This is a genomic window from Arcicella rigui (genome assembly GCF_034929435.1).
GTDB classification, from domain to species: domain Bacteria; phylum Bacteroidota; class Bacteroidia; order Cytophagales; family Spirosomataceae; genus Arcicella; species Arcicella rigui.
Genome location: NZ_JAYFUM010000026.1, coordinates 45,834 through 63,381 on the forward strand (window position 1 = coordinate 45,834; position 17,548 = coordinate 63,381).

Annotated in this window: 14 protein-coding genes; 7 read left to right on the forward strand and 7 right to left on the reverse strand. The window is 35.6% G+C overall.

Going from position 1 to position 17,548, the window contains the following annotated elements; all coding sequences use genetic code 11:
* Positions 1 to 20: 20 nt before the first annotated feature.
* Positions 21 to 2,054 carry a TonB-dependent receptor family protein gene (locus VB248_RS19325; RefSeq protein ID WP_323298470.1) on the forward strand — a complete coding sequence of 678 codons (2,034 nt, stop codon included), beginning with the start codon at positions 21 to 23 and terminating at the stop codon, positions 2,052 to 2,054.
* Positions 2,055 to 2,637: 583 nt separating this feature from the next.
* Here VB248_RS19325 and VB248_RS19330 read toward each other — a convergent pair.
* The gene (locus VB248_RS19330) at positions 2,638 to 3,276 is read right to left on the reverse strand and encodes an AlbA family DNA-binding domain-containing protein (RefSeq protein WP_323298471.1); all 639 of its coding nucleotides are present in this window, start codon (positions 3,274 to 3,276) and stop codon (positions 2,638 to 2,640) included.
* Between the two features lie 77 nt (positions 3,277 to 3,353).
* On the opposite strand from VB248_RS19330, the gene VB248_RS19335 reads away from it, so the two are divergent.
* Positions 3,354 to 4,223, forward strand: a complete 870-nt coding sequence (locus VB248_RS19335; RefSeq protein ID WP_323298472.1) for a DMT family transporter — start codon at positions 3,354 to 3,356, stop codon at positions 4,221 to 4,223.
* Here the strand turns inward: VB248_RS19335 and VB248_RS19340 are convergent.
* Together VB248_RS19340 and VB248_RS19345 are read right to left on the reverse strand one after the other, a co-directional pair.
* Complete coding sequence (locus VB248_RS19340) at positions 4,199 to 4,585, reverse strand: glyoxalase (protein ID WP_323298473.1); 387 nt, start codon at positions 4,583 to 4,585, stop codon at positions 4,199 to 4,201. The genes VB248_RS19335 and VB248_RS19340 overlap by 25 nt on opposite strands.
* 21 nt (positions 4,586 to 4,606) lie before the next feature.
* A complete protein-coding gene (locus VB248_RS19345) occupies positions 4,607 to 6,862 on the reverse strand; it encodes a DUF5916 domain-containing protein (protein WP_323298474.1) in 2,256 nt (751 codons plus the stop codon).
* A 738-nt stretch (positions 6,863 to 7,600) separates the two neighbouring features.
* Between VB248_RS19345 and VB248_RS19350 the strand changes: the two genes are divergently transcribed.
* Both VB248_RS19350 and VB248_RS19355 read left to right on the forward strand, forming a co-directional pair.
* Positions 7,601 to 8,689 carry a sensor histidine kinase gene (locus tag VB248_RS19350; RefSeq protein ID WP_323298475.1) on the forward strand — a complete coding sequence of 363 codons (1,089 nt, stop codon included), beginning with the start codon at positions 7,601 to 7,603 and terminating at the stop codon, positions 8,687 to 8,689.
* Between the two features lie 4 nt (positions 8,690 to 8,693).
* Positions 8,694 to 9,443, forward strand: coding sequence for a LytR/AlgR family response regulator transcription factor (locus VB248_RS19355; RefSeq protein ID WP_323298476.1), 750 nt, complete (start codon positions 8,694 to 8,696; stop codon positions 9,441 to 9,443).
* Positions 9,444 to 9,536: 93 nt separating this feature from the next.
* On the opposite strand, the gene VB248_RS19360 is transcribed toward VB248_RS19355, so the two are convergent.
* Positions 9,537 to 10,631: a chorismate mutase gene (locus tag VB248_RS19360; RefSeq protein ID WP_323298477.1), complete on the reverse strand. Its 1,095-nt coding sequence runs from the start codon at positions 10,629 to 10,631 to the stop codon at positions 9,537 to 9,539.
* A gap of 427 nt (positions 10,632 to 11,058) precedes the next feature.
* Between VB248_RS19360 and VB248_RS19365 the strand changes: the two genes are divergently transcribed.
* From VB248_RS19365 to VB248_RS19375, 3 genes are all read left to right on the forward strand, one after another.
* A complete protein-coding gene (locus tag VB248_RS19365) occupies positions 11,059 to 12,258 on the forward strand; it encodes a proline dehydrogenase family protein (protein ID WP_323298478.1) in 1,200 nt (399 codons plus the stop codon).
* 137 nt (positions 12,259 to 12,395) lie between these two features.
* Positions 12,396 to 13,136, forward strand: coding sequence for a lipoprotein signal peptidase (locus tag VB248_RS19370; RefSeq protein ID WP_323298479.1), 741 nt, complete (start codon positions 12,396 to 12,398; stop codon positions 13,134 to 13,136).
* Positions 13,137 to 13,165: 29 nt separating this feature from the next.
* Entirely contained in the window at positions 13,166 to 13,762 is a 597-nt protein-coding gene (locus tag VB248_RS19375) for a methyltransferase family protein (RefSeq protein ID WP_323298480.1), read from the forward strand.
* Positions 13,763 to 13,858: 96 nt separating this feature from the next.
* Here the strand turns inward: VB248_RS19375 and VB248_RS19380 are convergent, their stop codons facing one another.
* The 3 genes from VB248_RS19380 to VB248_RS19390 form a co-directional block, all read right to left on the reverse strand.
* Positions 13,859 to 14,566 (reverse strand): ATP-binding cassette domain-containing protein, encoded by a 708-nt coding sequence (locus tag VB248_RS19380; RefSeq protein WP_323298481.1) that lies wholly within the window; start codon positions 14,564 to 14,566, stop codon positions 13,859 to 13,861.
* Positions 14,567 to 14,623: 57 nt separating this feature from the next.
* Positions 14,624 to 14,962, reverse strand: coding sequence for a YbaB/EbfC family nucleoid-associated protein (locus VB248_RS19385; protein ID WP_323298529.1), 339 nt, complete (start codon positions 14,960 to 14,962; stop codon positions 14,624 to 14,626).
* Positions 14,963 to 15,052: 90 nt separating this feature from the next.
* On the reverse strand, positions 15,053 to 17,284 hold the full coding sequence (locus VB248_RS19390) for a T9SS type B sorting domain-containing protein (RefSeq protein WP_323298482.1): 2,232 nt from the start codon (positions 17,282 to 17,284) through the stop codon (positions 15,053 to 15,055).
* Positions 17,285 to 17,548: the final 264 nt, after the last annotated feature.

The window sequence follows — 17,548 nt, forward strand, 5'->3', positions numbered from 1 at the left end:
CAATCCTAAAGTCTTTCACAATGAAAAAACTTTTATCCTTACTCTGCTTAATCAATTCTTTTACTTCAATTGCTCAAACAGATTCAAGTTTGAAAGTAACCGAATTACAACCTGTTGTTATCAGTTCTTCTCGCTTTGTGGGGAAAGATATTCAAACGCCATTAGCTGTTACGGTTATCGACCAATCACGCTTGCAGACTGGGCAGTCCAAACTTTCATTATTTGATGCTTTGGGAGCAGTACCGGGCGTTTTTGCCATGAATTCTGAAAACTTCGCTCAAGATTTACGCATTTCAATTCGTGGTTTTGGTGCAAGAGCTTCTTTTGGTATTCGTGGTTTGAAAGTCGTAATGGACGGCATTCCAGAATCTATTCCAGACGGCACAGCCAAAGTCGGAAATTTAGATATGGGAATTATGGAACGCATGGAAGTAATCAAAGGGCCGACAGCAGGCTTGTATGGCAATGCTTCGGGTGGAGTAATCAGCCTCTTTTCAGAAACACCCAAAACTTTTTTTGCAGAAGCTCAAGCTACTTTTGGCTCTTTTGGTTTTCAAAGATTGCAATTTAAAACGGGGCAAGAAGTAGGAAAAATTACTTACTTTTTCAATGCTTCTCGCCTGACAAGTACTGGTTATCGCAATCATAGTGCTTTAGAACGGAATTTTTTCAATGGAAAAGTGATTTATAAATTTTCGGATAAAAGTAATCTAAGCGTTTTGATGAGCTATGTGGATAGCCCAAAAGCAGAAGACCCAGGCGGATTAACCCAAGCCGATATTACCAAAGACCGCCAACAAGCCCGACAAGTAAACATCGACTACAATGCTTTTGAGACCTTCAAACAAGCAAAAGTAGCCTTGATTTATGAGCAGAAAATTGGAGAAAAACACCTAATCAATGCTCGTGCTTTTTACTTAAATCGTGATTTTAAAAACCAACAAGCTTTTGAAGCAAACGGACAAATTGCCTTTAAACGAGATTTTTCGGGTGGTGGTTTTAGCTACCAGTTCACCGACAAAAAATATAGACTAAAAGCAGGTTTAGACCTTGAAAACCAAGAAGACAATCGCCAGCGTTATGATAATTTAAAAGGCGAAAGAGGAACTTTAAAGCTCAATCAAGTTGAATCTTTCAGAAATATCGGAGCATTCATTTTGCAAGAATATACTTTCAACTCACAATTCAGACTTTCATTAAACACTCGTTTTGATGATATTCAATTAAAAATTGCGGATAAATTCTTAACTGATGGCGACCAATCTGCCACACAATCATTTCAGCGATTCAGTCCGATGTTAGGATTTTCCTTTGCTCCTACCGCCAATCAATCCATTTATACCAATATCTCAAGCAGTTTTGAAACGCCATCTTTGAACGAATTATCGAATAATCCCTTGAATACTGGCGGTTTCAATCCAGATTTAAGTCCACAGAAATCAAGAAATGTTGAATTGGGTTATAAAGGCATTCTTAGTAAAAAAATCAGATTAGACCTTGCCCTTTTTGCCATTGAAGTAAAAGATGAAATTGTCCCTTACCAAATCGCAGGGCAAGCAGGAAGAACCTATTTCAGAAACGCAGGATTATCCAACCGAAAAGGCATAGAAACAGGCATTACTTATAAAGTTTTCAATGGTTTCACGGCTTATTTAAACTATACTTTTTCAGATTTTAAATACAAAGAGTACCAAACTACGGCTGGAAAATTTGATGGCAATGCTTTGCCGGGCATTCCGAAGCACAATATTTATGGAGAATTTCGCTACTTCAATCCAAAAGGCTTTTTTGGTATTTTACAGTTGAGACGTATCAATGAATTTTATGTGGACGATGCCAACACCACCAGAAACGACGGTTTCGTAACAGCCAATGTAAAACTGGGTTATCGCAAGCAAATGGCACATTTAGTTTTAGAGCCATTTATCGGTATTAATAATTTAACGAATACCGTTTACAATGCCAACGTACAAATCAACGCAACCGCCAATCGCTACTTTGAACCTGCTGCTGGAAGCTTTGTATTCGGGGGAATTAGTGTTAGGGGATTTTAGGGATTTTGGATGTGGGTTTTGGGATTCCGGATTTTTTAGATTGGGTTGATACAATCGGCATAAAGTAAGATATAATAGGCATCTTGTTTGATGAAATTGACATAAAGTAAAATGCAATGAACATCTTGTTTAATCAAATGCCAATAAAGTAAAATTCAACTGGCATCTTGTAAGATGCAATGGTAATAAAGTAAAATGGAATAGACATACAGTAAAATTGAATGAAGATATTGTTTAATGAAGAGGGCGTAAAGTTAAATTCAACTGGCATATACCTTGGGAAAAAGCCATGTTTAATAGTCGGTTTTGTTAAATTTTAAAAAAAATTGATGAAGCTCTTTTTTCCTAAATCATTGTAAAAAGATAAAAAATATAAATCCAAAGGATTTAAAGGTTTATAGAAAATCAAAAAATGAAAATTGTTGTTCGACCCCGAAGGGGTAATACTTACACATTTCTTTATATTTTTCTATAAACCTTGAATCCATTCTGGATTATCTCCAAAATTTCATCTTTGCTTAGTTCAAAAATTTGGTGACGCTTTTATACAATCAAATCCGAAATCACACATCCCAAATCAAAATCACCATTTCCTCAATACAAATTGCGTAGGTTTTTGTTTGGCGAGCATTAATAAGATACTTTCGTAAGTAAGTGCTTCTAATAATTTTGTAGCTCTGTAAGCTGAAATATTCACCAATTTGGCGTACTCTTTAGCAGTAATTTTATTGTTCTTTTTCAAGTACGTAATCAAGTACTTTACATTGGGCTGTTCTAATAATTGCTTATTTATTTCGTTCCCCGACTTCAACATTATCTGCGACATTTCTTTGGTCACGGGCGTAGTTTCGTCGTTGGCTCGTACATACACCGCACGAAAAGCTCTTTCATCAATGGCTTCATGTGGCTTTTCATTGGCTTCTTCGATGTTCACTATCAGCACTTTATACTTTCCATCTACCAAAACAGAGGAGTAAACAATATCAAGCGGTGGCGTTACTAAATCGTTGGCTGCTTGAATAATTTTACTCATTTCTTCAATTTCCGAACAACCTTTTATCGACTTATCATCGTTTACCCCAACGATGAGTTTTCCGCCAGAAGTATTGGCGAATGCCGCCAAAGTACGTGCAATTTTATAAGGACTTTCAATCTTGCTTTTGAATTCAAGCGTTGTAGATTCTTTCTGTTTTAAGATTTCTGTGAGTTGTTTTTCTGTCATTCCAATCATTTATGAGTAATTAATCAACAATTTCGGTAATTTTGGCGTATTCTAATCACAATATCGTCACAAACATTTTGAAAACAGAAACATTTCAGATTCCATTAAAGGCTTATTTGTTCTTACTCTTAGGCGTTTTTTGTATTGCTTGGTCGGCAATTTTCGTGAAAATGGCAGACGCTCCTGCACTTACTTCTGGATTTTATCGCTACTTTTTTTGCTTTCTTGGGCTATTACCCATCTGGATTTATAAAAAAATAGAAATCCCCAAACGAGCTACTTTTCTTTGGCTCATGTTTGCTGGGCTTTTGTTTGTGGCAGATATGAGCCTTTGGAATCTTTCAATTCTGCGTACTTCGGCTTCGGTTTCTACGCTTTTAGCAAACAATGCGTCGGTTTTTGTTGGCTTAGGCACTTTGATTTTTTTCAAAAAAACACTTCCTCGCAGCTATTGGATTGGACTTGCCGTGGCAATGGTTGGCGTATTTTTGGTAGCAGGTAAAGACTTCATCCAGAATCCTAATGTGGGGCTTGGTCACTTAATGGCAATTGGAGCGGCTTTGTTTTATGCGGGTTATATGCTTATTACCCAAAAAGTGAGAAGTGGAATGGATACGGTAAATTTTATGGGTTGGACTTTGCTTGCCTGTATCGTTTTCTCTTTTATTACTTGTTGGCAACAAGATTTAGAGATGATACATTTCAACCAAAAAACTTGGATTGCCTTTATCGGTTCTGGGCTAATATGTCATTTCGCAGGCTGGCTTTCTATCAATTATGCTTTGGGCTTTATTCCTGCTGCAATCGTCTCTCCTACGCTACTTATTCAGCCTGTGCTTACTTCTATTATTTCTTACTTTCTTTTAGGAGAAATACTAAGAACAGAACAAATCATTGGCGGAATCATTGTCCTGTTCGGTATTTACATGGTCAATAAAAGAAGTTGACTTTGTAATCTTTGTATCAACAAATGAATCATTCTTTTGGTAAGTTCTTCTTCGTGATTCAAAAAAAGTTGATACTCGTCCAAAGTAAAATGTCCTGTAATGATGCCTTCGAGGTAATGCTTGAATTTCATATCTTTCCGAATATTCTGGTCGATATAAATCAATTTATCTTTATCTGAAAGTTTAAAAAATAACCCTTTTCGTTGCTGACAATACTTTGTAAAAACTTGAATCAGTAAATCATTTTGCAATTTTAGAATGGGTCTTAGCGTATCATTCTGAAATTTCTCTAACGTTGTTTCTGCTTGTTTTTCAAAAATGAGAATGGGTCGTAGGTTTTGTAGTTGAGTATCTCGGTTCATATTTTATAAAACTTGTTTCTGCTAAAATTGTTTTAAATAAGACAATTTTGCGATAAGATGTAATTCACGCTGACGAGCAATTTCGTTTGTCGGAATCCTTGTAAGACCGTCATTTGATAGCTGAGTGCGATAATCATTGAAACCTCTCTGATTGAAAACTAAGTACAAAAACGACAATGGTTGGTATTCCCACGATACTCTGACGTTCCAAACATCAAATTCATTGGTTGAATTATACTGATAAAAACCAATCAACTGTACTCTTGGATTTAGGGCAAAGCGTCCAGAAATGGTATAAAGTTGATTATTCCCCGACTGTTTTTGAACCCCTAAATTATCGTAAAAATTATTGGTAAAACGTCCTTCCATCGAAACGTGAGGAATCGGGGCGAGTCTAAAACCTGCCGTAACCGTCGTTAATGAACCATTATAATACTTCCCAATTTCTGTATTGAACGAAAAAGAAAGTTTTTTAGAAGCATCGGTTTCTATTACACCCATCACACGGTCGTAACGATAAGTGCCACTTGGAATTGTGACGTTAAAGAACGAAAGTGAATCGCTGCCATCGGAGTAGTCAATTAATTGGTAATAGTGATTCGTCAGAACCCCAAAAGCTCCCCCATTTTGAAAAGAAAACCAAATTGGGTTAGTATTAATATTTTGTTCAATCATTTTACCAGTTGTGGCTGAAAAATAATTGACATAAAAACCACCCGGCTCAAAACTTCTGATATAGCTTGGCAACCATTTTCCACGATTTAACCAGTAAAAGCCTGCCGAATTTTCTATCACATCTGGGCGAGCCACAAAACCCATTTCGGGATTAAAGGCTTTTGTATTAATATTTTGTGTCAGCCAATATACCCATCGAATTCCTCGGTGATTCAACTGATAGTGACCTGCAAAACCAGCTTTATCTTCGCCCGAAGTTTTTGAAAACATTGCCATCGAATTAATACTTGTACTTTCATTAATTCTGAAAAAACCATCCGTCGAAGCCGTTAAATTATAATGGTTGGCATCGTTTTTCAACGTAGCAATCCCTCCTATTCGGTTTTGTTTTCCAATGTTTTTTGAATATCTACCCACTAAAAAATCCGTAGCATAAATTTCTTCATTTGCCTTTTGGCGAACGTACAAAAAGCCTAAATTACTCTTTAACGAACGGTTCACCACTCTTGCACCCAACTGAATCGGAACAGGATTTCCGTTGGCATCAAGTCCAATTTGACGACTAAAAAATGGCTGAATCCTCTGCTGACCACCCGAATACTCATCAATTGGGCTAAGTCCTGCGGCAAATAATGAAGCATTTTCTAAAAAAAACTGACGACGTTCTGGAAAAAACACCGACAAACGAGAAAGATTATTTACTTGTCTATCAGCATCGGCTTGGGCAAAATCGGTATTATAGGTTAAATCAAGTACTGTATTTGGTGTAATTGCCCATTTGATTTCTCCGCCAGCTTTTACTTTTGAACCATTCGTTTTATCATAAAATTCTGAACCGTTGTACCTATCTTCCGAAATCAATAAATAAGGTTGAAAACGAATATTAGTTTTAGAAGGCGGTGGCTGAATACCCGTTAGTTTCCCTGCATATTGCATTCGAGCTGGCGAAAAAGAACGTGGCAAAGCCGACCAAATAGTTTGTTCATTGGTCATTCTTCGCAATCTAAAAAAATTTACACCCCAAGTTTGAACGTCTTTGGCTTTTTGGTAGCGAAGTGTTTCCCAAGGAATCGCAAACTCGGCTACCCAAGCTGTATCAGAACGAGAAGTACGCACCCGCCAAAGACCGTCCCAATCTTCATCAAAATCTTGGTCATCAAATGCCAATAAATCTCTTTGCGAACCATAAGGATTCGTCATAAAAATCATAGCATTTCGTTCGTCATTAAAACCATCTAATGAAATTCCGATTTGGTCGCTTCGTCCATAAGTAAAATCTCTTTGCAGATTTGGCACACGTAGTGCTTTTTTTCCCATTGGCTCATGCAAAATAGCCGCAACATACAAGTAGTCAGCATTATACAAGAGTTTAAAAACAGATTTTTGAGAAGCAGGCTGTTTCTGAAATGGCTCTACCTGTACAAAATCGGTAATGGTATGGGCAGAATGCCAAGCAGGTTCTTCTAACTTTCCATCGACTTTTAAATGGTGATTAATAAAAGTTGCCTGAATGTTTTTTTTGATGGAATCTGGAGAAAAGATATCTTGAGAGAAAACAGTTGTACCCATAAAAATGAGTAAACAACAAAACAAGTAACGCATAAAGAGGTTTATTAAATTTAAAGAGGTTAATAAAATTGCTGCAAATGAACTGTAATTTTGTATCAGTATTTTTTTTAAATATTAGTCTTTAAAGAATACTTGTAATATTAAGTAAAAGAAAATCTAATGGCATTCAGTAAGCTTTCAGTTTTGTGAACTTTTAATTTTATTCAGTGAACAATTCCTAAAATATAGCACCGCCCGAAAGATTAAAACTCTAATTTAGAATTGATTATACGGCACTTTTACTTAAATCTCTTATCCGAAAATTCTTAAAGTCAAGTATTTTGCTTATCCAACATTTGATGAATGAGACTTGTTGCATCTTTCATTTACTTTGCTGGATAAAATTTGATAAAAAAATTAGGGATACAGCAAAGCCACATCCCTATACCCCTTAACCAAATTAATTATTATTTTTACTTAATAGCTACCTTGATAAAATGCTTTTTTAGCCCCTAAGATTATAAAATAATACTAACATAGGAGCTTAAAAAGCAGTGTTATAGTTATGTGATGATGAAGTAGTAATTCAAAAAAATTACATTTGGCAAAGAACAGAATCAATCGACGGTTTCTGAAAAAAATTCGCTAATTCCCTGATTTTTTTCGACCAATCACATAAAAAAAACGCTGTACAACTCAGCAAATTTCTGGTGTTGTTTATCTAAATTGCATGAGAATACTGACAATATTTTTTAAATTTGACAACAAACTTTATCTCAATTAATCATTCACGTGCAAACATCCGCATCTCTTTCACGTAGTACCACTTTTCTTGCAGATTTACCCGCCCGCAGTCTGTTAGGTCAAAGATGGGTGTATCATTCTCTCTTTTGGACAGTCCTGAGCTTATACAATACGCTGTATTTTGGCTTCATGCTGAACAATTACACACAAGCTGTTTTTGAGTTTTCGGTAAAATTTCCGTTTTACTTAGTCTTGGTTTATGGAAATATTTATTACCTCATTCCCAATTTTTTGCTCCCCGGCAAGTACATTCAGTACTTTGCTTATTTGATTTTGGCTACATTGTTTTCTGTGGCCGTTATCCAAACACTCATCAATCATTTAATTTATATTAATTATTGTCCAGTGGGTTATCATCCAAATGTTTTGTTTGACCCAAAACCTACTGCCAAAAGAATGTTTGATACTTTTTCAGTTTTTGGAGTAACAAGTGGCATTAAACTGACTAAAGATTGGATTGATAACCAACAAAGAATCAAAGAATTAGAAGGACAAAGTGTAAGAAATGAATTAGAGTTTTTAAAATCACAAATTCAGCCTCATTTCTTTTTTAATACTTTGAACAATCTGTACTCATTAACCATCAAGAAGTCGGATTTAGCACCCGAAGTAGTAGTGAAGCTTTCTGGCTTAATGAGCTATATGTTGTATGAATCAGACAGCCAAGAAACGACTTTAAAGAAGGAAATCGAACATATTCAAAATTATTTGGATTTAGAAAGTCTCAGATTTGGCAAACGTCTGCATCTGGATTTCAAAATCGAAGGAGCTATCGAACAGAAAAAATTACCTCCGCTTTTATTGCTACCTTTCATTGAAAATGCTTTCAAACACGGAACATCGCATGAAACAGGAGCTTTAGATTTAAAGATTTCATTAAAAGTACTCAACGAACATCTCCTTTTTGAAGTAATAAATCCTAAATTCGACAACCAACAAAGTCGTAAAAAACACAAAGGATTAGGCTTGAAAAATGTAAAAAGACGATTAGATTTATTGTATTCAGATAAGTATGAACTAACCATTCAACCATCTGACAAAGAGTACTTTATATCATTATTCATTCCTTTAAATTAGGCAAATGAAATTAAAAACACTGATTGTAGATGATGAGCCATTGGCTTTGGATGTTTTAGAAACGTTTATCGAACGCATTGACACGCTTGAGCTGTATGGGCGTTGTGAAAACGGTATTCAGGCCTTTAATTACTTGAACAAAGGTGAAATTGATTTACTTTTTTTAGACATAGAAATGCCAACCTTAGATGGCATGGAATTATTAAAAAGTCTTCAAAATCCACCCAAAGTAATCATCACTACGGCTTATCGTGAATATGCCGTAGAAAGTTTTGAACTAAGTGTTGTAGATTATTTGGTAAAACCTATTCCGTTCCAACGCTTTGTAAAAGCTGTAAACAAAGTAATTCCGAAAGAAAAAGAAATTCCTACGCCAAGTAGTCAGTCAATCAGTTCGTTTCAGATTACTGAAAGAAATGAAAAACCAGAGGCTATGTTTATCAAAGTTGATAAACGCATCGTAAAAGTAAATTTTGCGGATATTTTATTTATCGAAAGTCTTAAAGATTACATCCGTATTCATACGGTTTCGGGTGCTTATGTAACCTATCAAACCATGAATGGAATTTGCGAAATTCTTCCTTCTGAAAGTTTCGCTCGAATTCATAAATCTTTCATTGTGGCTATCGACAAAGTAACTTCTATTGAAGCGGGAGATTTGGTAGTGTGCGGCAAAAGCTTGCCAATCGGAAGAAGCTTTAGAGATGATATTTTAGAGAAAATATACAAAACAGGTATTTTGGCAGTAAAGTAGCTTTAAGCTATGAGCTTTGAGCTATCAGTTTTTAGAGCATTTAGCTAAAAGCCTATGGCTCATAGCTAAATGCTCATAGCTCACAGCTATAATCTAAGCAACTGTCGAACTCATTACTTCAGTTTGCTTACGAATTGATTCCAAGTGAACCAATTTGAATAATTCTTCCACAAATTCAGGATATAAACCTAAACCAGAAGCTTGTTTAGCACGGTCAGCGTGAACTTGTTTCCAACGGTCAAGTTGTAAAACAGCTACATTGTTATCACGTTTGTATTCGCCCAATTTCTCAACGATAGCCATACGAGCTGCCAATACTTCCATTAATTCACGGTCGATATTGTCAATTTTAGCACGCATTGCTGCTAATTCGTCAGTAAATTCAGCACCATAGTTTGCATGACGTACTTCTAATTCACGTAACATTGTTCCTAAAGCTTCAGGAGTCAATTGTTGTGAAGCATCAGACCAAGCAGCGTCTGGGTCACGGTGTGTTTCGATAATCATCCCGTCGTAATTCAAATCAAGAATTCTTTGAGATAATTCCATCAATAACGCACGTTTACCAGCCATGTGCGAAGGGTCTCCGATGATTGGTAATTGAGGGAACAAACGTTTCATCTCAACGGCCATTTGCCACATTGGAGAGTTACGATATTTTGTTTCCTGAGCATTAGAGAAACCACGGTGAATAGCACCTAATTTCTTAATGCCTGCTCCTTGTAAACGTTCAAAAGCACCCACCCAAAGAGCTAAATCTGGGTTTACAGGGTTTTTCACTAATACAGGAATATCTACACCTTTAAGGGCATCAGCTAAATCTTGTACATTGAAAGGGTTTACAGTTGTTCTTGCACCAATCCACAATACATCAACACCATATTTCAAGGCAAGTTCAATGTGTTCTGGCGTAGCAACTTCAATTGCTAAAGGTAAGCCAGTTTGTTTTTTAGCTTCTACAAGCCATTTCAAAGCTGGTTCGCCCATACCTTCAAAACTTCCTGGACGAGTACGTGGTTTCCACACACCTGCACGCATAATGTGTGCATATCCTTCTGCTTTAATTCTGTTGGCAGTCTCCAATACTTGTTCTTCTGTCTCAGCTGAACATGGGCCTGCGATAATCAAGGGTTTGCCGTCAGTATTAATCCATTCCTGCATCGGCACTACATCTAAATTTGCGTTCATTTGGCAAACGGTATTAAGTAAAATCAACTCCTTTTTAAATCTTTTCCTGTATAATTTTCTTTGAATGTGTTACATTATGGAAAATTAAAAAGGAATTATTCAATAGCAGTTGACAAATTTCAAAACATTATTTTATTACAAATTGTATCGTTATAAGATTTAACTTCAAAAAATTAGGTATTTATCATCAATAAAACCCGTTTAGCACTTAAAAATCAGGTGCGATAATTGGAACGAAAAAAATTAATACGACAAAACTTGTTTTTGTATTATTCTAATATGCTATATTTGCACGTTTTACTAAAGTAAGTACTGACGCTCTAAATCATATTAAACTGATTAACATTCAATATATTATCATTCAGTTTTAATTTATATACGATTATTCGTCTGTAACATGACCAAAATGCAAGCCACATCAACCCTTATGAAGTCAACAAAAGTTAGTTTTGAAGACACTTCAATCGCTTTTTCGTCGAAATCTAATTTACAATTGAAAAAGATTTATCTAATCTTTGCCAGTATGAACCAGAATTGGCTTGTAAAGTTAGGGACTTTTTTTATCAAACTCTTTATTTTTCTTCATTTTCCGATAAAAAAACTTATAAAAGTTACTGTTTTTGAACAGTTTTGCGGTGGAGAAACACTACAAGAATGTAACAAGACCATAGAAAATTTGGACAAATCTCATATTGGGACAATTTTAGATTTCTCTGTGGAAGGTGAAGATAGCGAAAAAAGCTTCGATGAAACTACCCAAGAAGTATTAAAAACTATCGAGAAAGCCCACAACAACTTGGCCATTCCTTTTGCGGTTTTCAAAGTTACAGGCATTGCCAGCGTAGAATTACTTGAAAAAGTACAGAACGAAGACGAGCTAAACAATGATGAAAAAGCAGCCTTCGAAAGAGTAAGAGAAAGAATGAATATCCTTTGTGGAAAGGCTTATGCTTTGAACGTTAGGATTTTTGTTGATGCAGAAGAATCTTGGATTCAAGATACCATTGATACACTTACTTATGGTATGATGGAGAAGTACAACAAAGAACAATGCTTGATTTATAATACTTTCCAGATGTACCGTAAGGATATGTTGGAAAACTTGAAACAAGCAACACAGCAAGCTCGTGAAAATAATTATTACTTAGGTGTAAAATTAGTTCGTGGGGCATACATGGAAAAAGAACGCCAACGTTCACACGAAGAAAATTACTGCGAACCAGTACACGAATCTAAAGCAGCTACCGACCACGACTACAACTTGGCTGTGGAGTATTCAGTAGATAACAGAAATACTATTTCACTTTGTGTAGGTACACATAATGAATTTAGCTGTAAAATTTTAGTTGATTTGATGGCAAAACACCAAATTGACCCTTCTGATAAGCACTTCTACTTTGCCCAATTATTGGGAATGTCAGATAACATTTCTTATAACCTTTCGCAATTAGGCTACAATGTAGCAAAATATGTTCCTTATGGTCCAGTAGAGGCGGTAATGCCATACTTGTTTCGTCGTGCTGAAGAAAATACTTCTGTATCCGGACAAGCAAGTCGTGAGTTTACACTCATTAAAAGAGAAATTGTAAGAAGAAAACGTTTGGCACTTCAACAACTAACAAAATAATAGTCATTTGAGAAGATTTTACTAAAACTTATATATGGTCACAAAGTCAAGTCCTTGTAAGAGTTTCTGACTTTGTGACTTTTTATTTGTAAATTGCCAGACTTATTTTAGTAAACTAATCCATTACAATATCAAATATGTTTCGTTCTCCATATAAATACTTTTTGCTAACCTTTTTACTAATTGTGATTGACCAGATTATCAAGGTAGCAATCCATAATACTTTACAGTACGAAGGACAAGAAATTGCAATTATTGGCGATTTTTTCAAATTACACTATGTTTTAAACAGAGGTATGGCCTTTGGAATGACGCTTGATTTTATTCCACAAGTTTATAGTAAAATTGTATTAAGTCTTTTTAGAATCAGTGCCATGTTTGGGATTGGCTATTATTTAGTAAAATTAGCCAACAAAAAATCTCCAGAAGGCTTACTTTGGAGTATCGCTGCCATTTTAGGTGGTGCAATCGGCAATGTAGTGGATAGTACTTTTTATGGTGTAATTTTCCATAACGCTCCTGCGGGTTCGCCTACGCCATGGTTTCATGGACAAGTAATTGATATGTTTTTCTTTGATATTTATCAAGGATGGCTTCCCGACTGGATTCCTGTTTGGGGCGGTACTTGGTATTCAACACCGATTTTCAATTTTGCAGATGCGGCTATTTTTTGTGGAGTAGTAACGATTTTGATTTTCCAAAACAGCTTCTTTGACGAACCAAAGAAAAATACTAAAGTAGCAGAAAGCACGCCAGAGGAAATAGCTGTGGAAACTGAACAAGAAAACATTGACACTGCAAACGAACAAGAAACGATTGTAGATACTACTGAAAATAACAGTCAGGAAGAAGAAACGAGCATAAAACCGATTGAATAATTTTTGCTTAAATATTTAAAATGTTAAAGATGAATTCAGAAATTATTTTAGTGATACTTTGGTTGGCTTATGGTATTATCCATACTTTGTTGGCTTCAAATACTTTAAAAAATCTTCTCAAATCCATTTTGGGAAGATTTTCTACTTATTACCGCATTTTGTACAATATCATTGCCACACTTTTGCTGATTCCGATTGTACAATTTCAACTCAGTACTCCTTCAAAAATGCTCTTGGAACAATCGTTGATGAATCAAATTTTAGGAGGATTAATGATGGGCTCTGGGATATTTTTAGGCGTTTCGGCTTTAAGACATTATGATTTATCAGAGTTTCTGGGAATTGATGAGTTGAAAGGGAAAACCAAGCAACCTGTATTAATGGTAGATGAACTTTCTTCGATAGTAAGACATCCGCTTTACCTCAGTATTTTGGTGACAGTGTGGGGATATTTTGGATTTTTCGGTACTTCTACTGGGCTGACTACTGCCGTAGCACTTAGTCTTTATATCCGCATTGGGATTTATTTTGAAGAGAAAAAATTAGTAGAAGTTTTTGGAAAAACTTATCAGAAATATCAGAAAGAAGTTCCAATGCTTATTCCAAAATTAGGTGATGGGAAATAATCATCACCTAACTTTGGAGTGATGAATTGCGAGTGATAAATGTTGAGTTAAAATGCTTCACATTTTGCTATCAAATTCATTTTGTTTTTATGCCACTTAATTGGTTAATGAACGGAATACTTCTTCTAAAGTTTTTCCAGATTGCTTCAAAGATGAAAGCGGCGTATCATTCACAATTTTTCCGTGGTTGATAATTACCACTCTATCACAAATTGCCTCCACTTCTTGCATAATATGCGTTGAAAAAACAACTGTTTTTTCTTTTCCAATATTTTTAATAACAGCTCTAATTTCAGCTAATTGGTTCGGGTCGAGTCCTGTGGTAGGTTCGTCCAAAATTAACACTTTAGGGTCATGAATAAGAGCCTGAGCCAAACCTACACGCTGACGATAACCTTTTGAAAGTTGTCCAATCTTCTTTTTTTGTTCCAAACTCAAGCCAACCAACTCAATTACGTCTGCAATTCGTTTATTTAGATTTGCACCTTTCAATTGATAAAGCCCACCGATAAATTCCAGAAACTCCTTCACGTACATTTCCAAGTACAAAGGGTTATGCTCTGGCAAATAACCAATATTTTTTCTCACATCCATTGCAGAATGTTCGACGTCATAGCCACATACTTCTACTTTTCCACTGGTGGCAGTTAGATAACAAGTAGCAATTTTCATGGTTGTAGATTTACCAGCACCATTGGGGCCAAGAAAACCTACAATTTCACCTTGTCGGGCTTCAAAGGAAATATCATTTACAGCACTTTGGCTACCATAAACTTTTACTAAATGTTCAATTTTTAATGACATAAATAAGCGTTGGAGTTGTGAAGGATGAGCTACGAATTCAAAAAATCTTGTAGGAAATTATTGCCCAAACATACTTCCAAAGTCCATACCCGGAATATTAGGCATCAAACCTTGTGTAGCTTTTTGAAGATGAGCTTTAATTTTATCTTCAATATTATCAAGAGCATTGTTGGTAGCTGCCACAATTAAATCTTGTAATACTTCACGGTCGGCAGGCTTGATGAGGTCTTCGTCGATTTCAATTTTCAATAATTCCTTTTTACCATTAACGGTAGCAATCACCATTCCAGCACCTGCTTCACCTGTTTCAGTAATTGAGCCTAAAGATTCTTGAGCTTCTTTCATTTTGGCTTGGAGTTCTTTTACCTTCCCAAGCATTCCCATCATATCAAACATAATTTTATATTGTTTTTGTAAAAAATGAAGACGCAATTTACAACAGTATTCAATTATCAACAAAAAGAAATTAATATACGATTGGGCGAATCAATGCGTCAGAAAAACAGTACCTTCTTTTATCGTAATTTGCCCGACTGTATCTTCTACTTCAATTTTGTAAATATAAGTTCCTTCTTGTGCAGGCAAACCACTTTTGAGCGAGCCATCCCAGCCTAATTGTGGGTTATTGACATAATCGTCGGTCTGAGCATAGAAAACAGGATTTCCCCAACGGTCAAAAATAGTCATTTTTAGTTTTTGAATATACTTACCATAAACGACGAAAGAGTCGTTGTAACCATCTACATTAGGCGTAAATACTTGTGGAATTGAAACAATGACTGGTCTGGAAAGACGATAAATATTCGAGCGACTGGTGGGTGCTACACCCCAACTTGTATTGGTGGGTTTTGATTCAATCTGAACGAAAATTTCTTGCCCTTCATCCTCCGGAATATCAGATAACTTCATCGAAGTTGTAAATAATTTATTAACAAACGTTTTAATCAATTCACCAGTAGTAGGATCAACTTTATTAACACGATAAAATTCTATATTGGTTGAAAAAGGTAAATTAGGTGTCCATTTCAAATCTGTACTATTTGAATTCAGTAAAATACTACAAACAGGTTCAGAAGGTAATGATTCAAGATTACACTGATTCGTCCAAGTGACATAATAACAATACGACTGATTGTTGATTTGAACAGCATTATCTGTTAAAGTATTAGTGGTGGCACTATTCAATAAACCATAACTATTGGAAGCATCGGCTCTATAAAAATTATATTTTTTAATGTCTGCTACTTCTGGTTGCAAGCCTGCAACAAAGTCTCCCTTCACTATTACATTTTGGTTGATGGCATCTACATCTGCATAAACCAAAGGAATTTTAGTCGGCAAAACACTGGATTTTGCTGTTACTTTTACTATACCAGAAGTAGATAATGCTCCATAATTAGTACTGACTTGATAATAATAATCTCGTCCACATTTTACATCTGTATCAGTAAATGTTAATTTTCCAATGTTGTTAAAAGTACGAGCAGGGAAATTCACGTCGAGACTTCCGTCTGCCAAGAGCCTTTCTACTTTATATTCTGTGAAACTTCCGCTAAGTGATGCCGTAGAAGCCCCCCCCCAAGTAAGTTCATTTTGGTCATCAGCGGCAACTGCTTGCAGAGGTGTTGTACATAACTCTTCGGCACTGAGATTATTGGGGTCAACACTCGTTACAGGACAAGCCTCATTCACAGCCTCAACAATAAAACAGTATTGCTTTTGGGCATTAGGTACTGTAAATTTTCTATTTTCAACCGCCAAAGAAGCATCTGATTGATAGGAAAGAAAAGGCGTTGCTGTGAAATTATAATTTGGTGTCGTTGGCGACTCACGCATAAACACATTTCTTTTTAATCCATCTTGTGTTGTTACTTTTAAATTAAATTCGCCCGATAGACTCGTCCCCGAAAGCTCAATAATAGTCGGACGATAAATAATACCACTGGAAACATCAAGTGTTTTGCTAAAAGGTTGAGCTGGACATACGCCCGTTTGAGAATTTCCTACAACAACTACCGTTTTTTCGTTGTTATCAGGTAAGAGAAAGTTTTCTTTATAAGGATAAGTAGTAGGTTGTACTAAAGAAGTCTGTAAAAGCCCTCCATCAAAATCATAATAAGTGATTTCGTAAGATGGATAATTATTATTGCTATTTTGAGGTAAAGAAACCACCATATCCGAGCTACTACAAATATTTGCCGTAACCACTGGCGTAGCTGATTGGATAATTTCTACTACTTGGCAAGCATGATGATAATCGCTTGTAGTACCTGTGCCAGAATTATCACCTTGGGTAATAACATAAAAACCAGGGCCTGTGTACCATGAAGCAGAAGTATTAATATTTACATCGGCACTACCAGCCAAAGTTAAATAACTGGCAGTAGCCGTAAGTGGATTTGAAGGAGGGCTTGCCAATGCTGAATACTGTGTTGCAGGCATAATCCAATAACTTACGCCAGAAGTACTGGTAGCAGGAATGGTATTTTTTAAAGTAATGGTTTCACCTTCACAAATTTTTACCGGAATGTTATTAGGATTTGAAGTATTGCCGTCGCCATCGCCACGTACTTGTACTTTTGTACCATTGATACTAAATTCACCAGCGACAGTTCCAGCAGGCTCAGTTTTATCTTTGCATTGTGCCTTTGTTTCAAAAGATGCCAAAGTAAGGAAAATGAATCCTGTTAGTATTTTTCCAAATTTGAACCGAATCATATTGAGTAAGTATGTGTCTCCAATAGTACAAATCATTAAAATTGAAAGGCAATTTTGCTCATTCATCAAACATTTCAAAGATAAGCGTAAAATATGTTTTGATATAAGTTAGCATAAAAATGTCATTCAAAAACAAATATATCATATATTTTTAACTATCACTTGCTTTAAACCTTAACGCATAGGAACAAAAAATCGTACCTTTGAGGTTATATTTAAAATAAGAAGAATATCTATTCGTCTGCCCTCTAAGCTTTATAGTTA